This is a genomic window from Palleronia caenipelagi, from assembly GCF_007004065.1.
Classification (GTDB): domain Bacteria; phylum Pseudomonadota; class Alphaproteobacteria; order Rhodobacterales; family Rhodobacteraceae; genus Palleronia; species Palleronia caenipelagi.
This window is the reverse complement of the sequence record NZ_VFSV01000111.1, coordinates 1-2,825: the sequence shown is the minus strand read 5'-3', so window position 1 is coordinate 2,825 and position 2,825 is coordinate 1. Positions and strand designations below refer to the sequence as shown.

Here is a 2,825-nt window from a genome sequence, read left to right as displayed (position 1 = left end):
GAAGCTCGGTGTGCCTGACGGTGCCCGGTTCAGTCCGCAGCTTCAGGATCAGTTCGCGTCTGTTCTCTACGTCGAGGCGGGGTACAATTCCTTCATTCAGGGGCGTCTCCCTCTGGCGAGTTTCATGGACAATCTTGCGAAGATCTGGGCCGGTCTTCCGACCCGAACGGGGCGCTCTCATTACCATGGCCATGCCGGCAATCGGGCGACGATTTCGCGGGCCTTTTTTGATCAGCAGATGCGCCAGATCTTCGGGGCCTGACGTCTCCCTCGAGGGTCTTCGGATCCTCCCGATCCCGATGTCGCAAAACGGGGCTGCGCCATCAGGTGCGGCCCCGTTTTCTCAAGTGGCCGGAGGCCACCGCATGAGGTTGTCCCGGTCTGCGAAGCGGGCCGGGACTCCGCTCTGATCCCGGCCCTTGCCTCGTCGTCCTGTCGTCCCGGATCTTCGCCCGGATCTCCGTCCGCGTCTTTGTCCTGGGCGGCTTGATCTCTGTTGGAGTGCGTCGCCGCCGATGCCTTGAGGCATCGGACCCTCGCGGTCAGCGCCAGTTCTGGCGGGAAGGGATCGCCTTCGATCTCTCCCGGCCAGGACACCACGACCCCGCTGTCCACCCCTCTCCGCCGTTCGCCTCTGAGTTGTTCGCGGTCCAGACATGCCAAAGGGCGACCCATTGGGGGTCGCTTACGGCTGGGGGCGAAATAGTACGTTAGCGCGTCCGTAAGGGGCTGGCGCACCGTTCATCGCACCACGGCCCGAATTTTCACACAAAAACAGGCCTCTGGGCGTGTCGTTTGGCTGGTACGATTTGTTTCTCGATGACCGCCCCATAATCGTACAATGGGATGAAACCTGAAATTTACCTGTGATTTCAAAGAAGAGTTTTCGTTAGCGTACTATCCGGCCCTGAGCCGTAAGCGACCCCGACTACGGCAAGCGCGTCCTCGGTGCTTAACGTACTATTCTGGACCCAGCCGGAATCTACCCCTTTAAGCCCCCTTCTCGCCTGTGGATAACTTTTCAAAAATACAGGGGCAGCGGTCGCACTTCTATTTAAGAACCCTCACAGACCTTCTTCACAGCTCGAAAATACAGGGGCAGCGGTCGCACTTCGGAGTTTTTGACATCCTAGAACCCTGTCTGAGGGGGCTAAACATGCCAGATACAGGGACAGCGGTCGCGCAAATACAGGGGTGGGAGTCGCGCAAATACAGGGACAGTGGTCGCACTCAGACCGTTTTTTCCCTCTAATCAGCGGTTTACAGAAACCCTAATCCTCTATTTAAGCCTGTTATTAATCTTTTAATCCTTCTCTTACTCAGACAGACCTTGTGGAAAACTGAAAGAGCCCCACAAAATCTAGAAGGCTCTCTACGGGCTTAAAAGAAAAAGACTAGCGAGACGCAAACCAGTCTGCGAAGTCTTTGTGCTGGGGGTACTGGTCGGATCGGTCATGAAAATCGAGCTGAGGAAAGCGCTCACGCAGCTTGGCGAGGCAGGTCTTCCCTGACGCATCCTTGTCAAAATAGCAGTTGAGGCGCTGAACCTGGCTGTTGTCCCTAAGCCAAGCTTCCAGTTTGGAGCGCATCGCGACACTGTTCATGATGATAGTCGTAACGGGCGGTTCCTTACGTTTTGTATGGGCAAGGTATGCCAGAAAGTCGAAAATTCCCTCGAAGAGATAGACCTCGGTGTTTCCTCTGTCGAAGACCGTGATATCTATTCCCTTCCCTAAGAAGCCCTTGAAGCTTTTGCTGCGAAGTCCGTAGGTCTCCCCACATTTCCAGCCAAGGGCATAAAAGTCCCTCCCCTGCTCATCCTGGTATTCCACCTCTCTAAGGTATCGTCCTGCGATCTCTAGCGGGATTTTGCGCTCGGTCAGGTAGTGCTTGAGGGGGTAGCGATAGATGTCCTTGGTCTGAACCAGTCGCATACCCTCTTTTTCTTTTAAGCTCGTAGCGGCGGAAACGGGCAGTGACAGGACGGATGCAACAGCGTGGTTCGGAGTGTTCATTCCACGCGAACTGCGACCGCTGCCCCTGTATTCGGGAAAGAGGCGGTCGAGGATCGCCAAAGCTTCTGAAACGTTCGAGTACATAAGACTGTTGGTGTAGCACACAAGCTCAATGATCTGATGTGCGTGCCACGACCTTTGACATCAACTCAACGGTTTCGCGCAGCTCGTCATCAAATGGCGGGATAGAGGAGGGGGTGTCGTCAGACATCTGGATTATCCTTTCCGGGGCTCAGGCGGCGTCCTGCGGGACAAAGAGCCCCCGGAACTCGGGATCGGCGTAGTAGCGCAGCTTTTGGGCGAGCGCCGAGGGCTGGCCCTGGACGCGCAGAAGCCGCACGTTGGGCGGCATCTGCATGATTTCATCGGGAGTGAGCAGATCGCGGCCGGTGAGATGGTTGGAGAAGCTGGGGCCGTCACCGGGCTTGAAGCTGTCGGTCTGGAAGACCGTGGTTTCCTGGCCGATCATCTGGCTCAGCCATTTCGCCGTCTCGAAATCGTTAACCCCGAAGACCTGATCTTCGTCCCTGTTTCCGGACAGTGTGATTGTTGACCCTACGCGGCGATTTTCCAACTCATTTCTTTGAATGCCTGGGCTGGTGTCTGGTAGCCTATGGCTGAATGCCGTCGCTGGCGGTTGTAGAAGACCTCGATGTACTCGAAGATCGCGGCCTTGGCGTGTGCCTTTGTTGCGAAGCGCTGGCGGTGGACCAGCTCCTTTTTGAGCGAAGAAAAGAAGCTCTCCATCGGGGCGTTATCCAGACACTCCCCTTTGCGGCTCATGGATTGGATCAGCTTTGCGCGATGGAT

General features: G+C 56.2%; 3 protein-coding genes and 1 pseudogene. 1 reads left to right on the top strand and 3 read right to left on the bottom strand.

Features of this window, described 5'->3' with window-relative positions:
• A pseudogene (locus FEV53_RS21110) lies at positions 1–262 on the top strand (hypothetical protein); the annotation flags it as partial.
• A gap of 1,132 nt (positions 263–1,394) precedes the next feature.
• Here the strand turns inward: FEV53_RS21110 and FEV53_RS19960 are convergent.
• The 3 genes from FEV53_RS19960 to FEV53_RS19950 all read right to left on the bottom strand — a co-directional run.
• A complete protein-coding gene (locus FEV53_RS19960) occupies positions 1,395–2,075 on the bottom strand; it encodes a toprim domain-containing protein (protein WP_221931693.1) in 681 nt (226 codons plus the stop codon).
• A 172-nt stretch (positions 2,076–2,247) separates the two neighbouring features.
• Positions 2,248–2,589, bottom strand: a complete 342-nt coding sequence (locus tag FEV53_RS19955; protein ID WP_246100942.1) for a type IV secretory system conjugative DNA transfer family protein — start codon at positions 2,587–2,589, stop codon at positions 2,248–2,250.
• On the bottom strand, positions 2,571–2,825 hold a 255-nt coding region (locus FEV53_RS19950), incomplete at its 5' end, for an IS3 family transposase (RefSeq protein ID WP_142836343.1). The genes FEV53_RS19950 and FEV53_RS19955, both read right to left, overlap by 19 nt.